Origin of the sequence: Falsochrobactrum ovis (assembly GCF_003259955.1) — a bacterium.
GTDB classification, from domain to species: domain Bacteria; phylum Pseudomonadota; class Alphaproteobacteria; order Rhizobiales; family Rhizobiaceae; genus Brucella; species Brucella ovis_A.
In genome coordinates this window covers 1-4,486 of sequence record NZ_QLMK01000032.1, presented here as the reverse complement: position 1 = coordinate 4,486, position 4,486 = coordinate 1, and the positions used below count along the sequence as shown (strand labels likewise).

The following is a 4,486-nucleotide window of genomic DNA, read 5'->3' as shown; positions in this document are numbered from 1 at the left end:
AATCCACGGCTGCAGCACCTCCCTCACTCAAGAGCCTGCGCCACCGGTAAAGCAGATTGGGCGCAACGCCATGGCGGCGAGCGGTAGACGATACCGTCTCGCCTGGTTCAAAACTCTGCTCAATGATCGTCAGCTTTTGCTCGGTTGTCCACCGCCTGCGGCGAACATCACCCGTCAGCAATTCAACGTGTCGATACTCGTTAGACATAAGCCTGTCCTCAAGCCTGTGCTTGAGCCTTTCTGCTTATGCCGACCTGTCCGGTCGAAATGGGGGGCAGTTCACCCTCGAATTCTGTTTTGATCGGATCGGCGGGGGGTAATACTCGGGTTTTCAGAAATACATTCAATCGACAGGATGCTGACTTAACTTCCTCTGACCTCCCTATTGCGGTTAATATAACGCCAGCTAACGGGGCTGTTAGAGATGTTACTATAGAAGATAATGAGTTTTGTGGGATGGATTTTGGCGTATACGCTCAAGGTACATCTACTAATAGTATGTCACGTATTCGAGTTATAGGTAATCACACTATTCCCTCGGTAGGGGGGTTTCTTTCCAACCATCATATAGTCTCTCTTAAGTACGGAAACGCATGTGATGTTTCAAACAATAAATCGGGTGGTAGGTATGTCGGGTCTGACAACGGGGCAAGCACCAAGGTGCCAATTCTTATTGAAAACACAGAGGCAACAACTATAAGCACGAATACAATATTTGGTTCTAGAGGAGCGGCAATTAGCATAAATGAAGGCTGGAACTGTAATATAGTAAATAACGTACTGTATGACACAGGACAGTTAGGACCATCTTACTCGTCTATTTACGCATTTAATACACAGCGATGTGTTTTTGCCAATAATAACGGGTCTCAATCATCGAGTGAATTTGCTCAAAAATTCCTCGAAGAAGCGGGAACATCAACCAATAACGGCGGCGCGAATATGGCTTATGGTTATACAACCAAGTACACGCTTGCGTCTGGGTCAACATCATCATTTAGCTGATACAGATGAGGGCAAGCGGCTATGGCCCACAAGCAGGCGCACATCTTCGCCGCCCGCGCCATCAAAGAGGCTGATTGTGAACAAACGCGACCTATTGCAATGGGATACATTTCAGCCGCAGGAGCAGTCGCAGGTCACTCCGTTAATGTTGCCTCAGTCACAAAGATTGCTGAGGGTCAATATAAAATAAATTTAGCCAGTCCTGTTGCTGGTCGTAAATTTGCGTTAACGCAACCCGGATCGGCAAGAATTACGTATAACCTGACTCATGACGCATCCAGCATTACTGTTGGTTTCGCAAATATTTCTGGAGATGATACAGATACAGAGTTTGGGTTTGTCGCTTACGCAACAGAAAAAAGGTAACTACTGTTTGATGTGATCACTCGACGGATGGTTATTATGCTAGTTAAGGGGCGTTGCCGCCTCTAGTTATCGCTATATCACTTCTATATTCGTCCGTCAGAGGATCGATATGAACTTCGGAATTTTTCGGGATCTCTGCTGCGACTATTGTGCGGTGAAAATTCCAAAACGGCAATGTTTTGGTCCTCATCCACAAGAAGTGAAAGCTCCCCGCCGTCCATTGCGGTGACATTTATCAGGGTCGTGTTGAGTTTCACGTCGCATTTCGGATGTCGCATACCTATCCTGCAATCCCAGTAAGAAGACGCACCTAATGCATGTACTACTGAATGCATTTGCGGAGCAGAGTTAAAAAAATATGCATATGGATGTTGAGCAGGCAACGTTCCCTTTAATACGATGCTCGTATATTGGTTGGCGTCACGATCTAAGGTGCGGTAAATGCTATAATAATAATGATCAGTTATTTCTTGATGTCTGTTCATGTACGTAGACGCGTTAATCAAGTTTACAATACATAAAATGAACAAGTTGAAAATATTAACCCACGTGAAAAACCTAACCTTCGAAAATACAACGAGAGACAGACTCATTGCGAGGTAGAGGGGTAATAATGTTCGTGTTTCAATCACCGGTGAGAGGGGAAGAGAGAAAGCAAAATAAGAAACCGCAACCGCAATGAGAATTAAGAGCGTATAAATGTACTGGTGACTTAATCTGAAATTCCACAGAGCTGCCAAGAACAGTAGGATGTAATAAGTGTATCTCCCAAATTGATTAGTGAGGTCATCGAAATGCTTATTGAATGAGCCTATGATGTAGGTGAGGTTATTAATAGCACTGTGTAAGTCGTGGACAGGTTTGGTCTGTCGCCATTCCGCAACTTCAAGTCCAATTTGCCCGGTGATAACGAAAACCATCACCAAAGAAGTAGTGATTCCAACGATGCAACCTGCTAGCCACCATAAGCCGTGACGAAAAATTGATTTTAAACTGTTATTCGAGCTGAGAAAAGAGCTCATGAATAGCAGCGGAGTTATAAAATATAAATTTTGCAAACCTCCGAACAGTAATATTCCGGAGAGTATATAAGTTTTTTTATATCCTATTTTATCCTTGATGTTCAAAAGAAAGAGCAGCGAAAACATCGAAGGAAATAATGTGGCAGGCCAAAGACTTTGAGAAACAAACGGGATACTGGAAACTGAGCACGTGGCAAAAAGAGCGCATACAACCTTCGATATATTTGTATCCGCCAAGAGTAAGTAGAAAAATAAAAATGCTGTAGCTACAAGTGCAATACTCCATACGTGCAACGGAATTGCTCTTAGCACGTCGTGTAACAAATAATTAAGCCACCGACCTTCTTCAATCAATTTAAAGCGAAAATTTTGATAATAGTGTACTTCATCATGTCCATAAACATTAAAGTCAAAGTAATTCCCATATACTGAAAGTATAATTATGGCGCATAATGAATAAATCACGAGCCAGGGTTTGAGGAGTATGCCTTTGCCAGGTGCTAATTTGTGGAACATGATTTAAGTCATTTTCTCAATAATAAAGCGTGGGCGTCTTTTAACCTCCAGATATATCTTGCCGATATATTCACCGATAATTCCTAGGCATAGTAGCTGAATGCCGCCTAAAAACAGGATGGGGAGAGCGGTCGAGGCCCATCCGGGCACTGCTTGACCGTAGTAAAACATTTTTACAAACACCACCCAAAAGGCAGCAATAAAGGCCGCTCCACTGACGCCCAGTCCTAGCGCTGTAGCCAGTCTTAAGGGGGTAACCGAGAAAGATGTAATGCCATTTATTGCAAGGGCCATCATCTTGCGGAGCGTATATTTAGTTTCACCGTGTTCTCGATCCTGACGTTCGTAATATATTATTGACGTGGGGAAACCGATAGTAGGGATTATACCCCGCAGAAAAAGATTCACTTCTTCATGTGCGAGAAGGGCGCTCAAGGACTTCCGTGACATTAACCGGAAATCCGCGTGATCTTCTATAATGTTCACGCCCAAAACTCTCATGAGCTTATAGTAGCCTGACGCAGAGTTCTTTTTAAAGCTAGTATCGCTTCCTCTTGATGATCTAACTCCTAACGCTAGGTCCGCACCGCCCTGGTACGCCTTCAGCATATTGGTGATAGCGTTTAAATCGTCTTGTAGGTCGGCATCAATAGTCAATACAACTTCACGATCAGAGTTACTTAACCCGGCTAGCATGGCGTTCTGGTGACCATAGTTTCTGCTCAGCTTGATCCCTTGAATTGGATGCGATGCAGCAAGCTCTTCAATAAGTCGCCACGTTGTATCTTGGCTGCCATCGTCTACGAGGATAAGACGGTAAGATTTCATATAAATTTCGGAGTTCTCTGACAGCCTGTCTAAGAAGGATGCAAGTCGCGGGATCGTGTGGGGGATTGTGTCTTCTTCATTAAAACACGGGATAACTACATCAATGCTATAAAGCTTATCAGTCACGTCCGAACACCCATGCTTTCATGAGAACGAAGAAAGTGATGTTATAGGATACCATAGCCAAAAATTGAGCTGCTATCGTCGGGACTGTCGATAGGTTCATCAGATAGTGAAGTACAAATATGTTTAAGGCGTAGCTAAGCGCGAACGAAATGCCGAATTTTCCAACGGCTTTAGCCGAGTAGGACTGGTTAAAGGTGAACCGACTATTCATTAAAAAGCTGTTCACAAGTCCCGCAGTGAATCCGACCGCGTTACTTAGGTAGGGGTTTATCTCCCATAGGGTCAAAAGCGCGATAACTATAAAAGTTATCACGGTATTCAGGACACCTACGAGTCCGAATTTGACGAGCTGCGATATCAAGTTTTAAATGTCCTGCCTTCGATTAAGTCAAGCATTGATACAATCATTCAAATAAATCAACCTAGTAAATTTTGGGAAGAGTTTTACGCGCAAGAAAGCCACAGCACCCGGGGGGGTAGGCTGGGGCAGCGCATATTGATCGATTGATCGCTAATCGCTTAAGCATCATCGCATAAAATCAGGAAAATCCAACATGAATATGCATCTTGGCGATACCCGCCTCTTGATTGAGGTGGGCCGAAAGCATGGGCTATTGCGTAAT

6 protein-coding genes are annotated in these 4,486 nt (G+C 43.9%); 2 read left to right on the top strand and 4 right to left on the bottom strand.

The genetic code is table 11. From position 1 onward, the window contains the following. Window positions 1-208: transposase (locus C7374_RS15700; RefSeq protein WP_146612714.1), on the bottom strand; the 208-nt coding region annotated here is incomplete at its 3' end. A gap of 248 nt (window positions 209-456) precedes the next feature. Between C7374_RS15700 and C7374_RS16100 the strand changes: the two genes are divergently transcribed. Next, window positions 457-1,005 carry a hypothetical protein gene (locus C7374_RS16100; protein WP_210205163.1) on the top strand — a complete coding sequence of 183 codons (549 nt, stop codon included), beginning with the start codon at window positions 457-459 and terminating at the stop codon, window positions 1,003-1,005. Between the two features lie 21 nt (window positions 1,006-1,026). After that, on the top strand, window positions 1,027-1,371 hold the full coding sequence (locus C7374_RS15695) for a hypothetical protein (RefSeq protein ID WP_111576533.1): 345 nt from the start codon (window positions 1,027-1,029) through the stop codon (window positions 1,369-1,371). 83 nt (window positions 1,372-1,454) lie between these two features. On the opposite strand, the gene C7374_RS15690 is transcribed toward C7374_RS15695, so the two are convergent. From C7374_RS15690 to C7374_RS16625, 3 genes are read right to left on the bottom strand one after another with little or no spacing between them, the layout of a single operon-like run. Then, on the bottom strand, window positions 1,455-2,909 hold the full coding sequence (locus tag C7374_RS15690) for a glucosyltransferase domain-containing protein (RefSeq protein ID WP_111576532.1): 1,455 nt from the start codon (window positions 2,907-2,909) through the stop codon (window positions 1,455-1,457). A 3-nt stretch (window positions 2,910-2,912) separates the two neighbouring features. Continuing rightward, a complete protein-coding gene (locus C7374_RS15685; protein ID WP_111576531.1) occupies window positions 2,913-3,863 on the bottom strand; it encodes a glycosyltransferase family 2 protein in 951 nt (316 codons plus the stop codon). Beyond that, window positions 3,856-4,224, bottom strand: coding sequence for a GtrA family protein (locus tag C7374_RS16625; RefSeq protein WP_111576530.1), 369 nt, complete (start codon window positions 4,222-4,224; stop codon window positions 3,856-3,858). The genes C7374_RS15685 and C7374_RS16625 overlap by 8 nt, the downstream gene beginning before the upstream one ends. Between the last annotated feature and the right edge of the window lie 262 nt (window positions 4,225-4,486).

Excerpts from the sequence above, each read along its gene's own strand:
- C7374_RS15690 (WP_111576532.1), bottom strand. The coding sequence starts at position 2,909 with ATGTTCCACAAATTAGCACCTGGCAAAGGCATACTCCTCAAACCCTGG.
- C7374_RS15695 (WP_111576533.1), top strand. The coding sequence starts at position 1,027 with ATGGCCCACAAGCAGGCGCACATCTTCGCCGCCCGCGCCATCAAAGAG.
- C7374_RS16100 (WP_210205163.1), top strand. The coding sequence starts at position 457 with ATGGATTTTGGCGTATACGCTCAAGGTACATCTACTAATAGTATGTCA.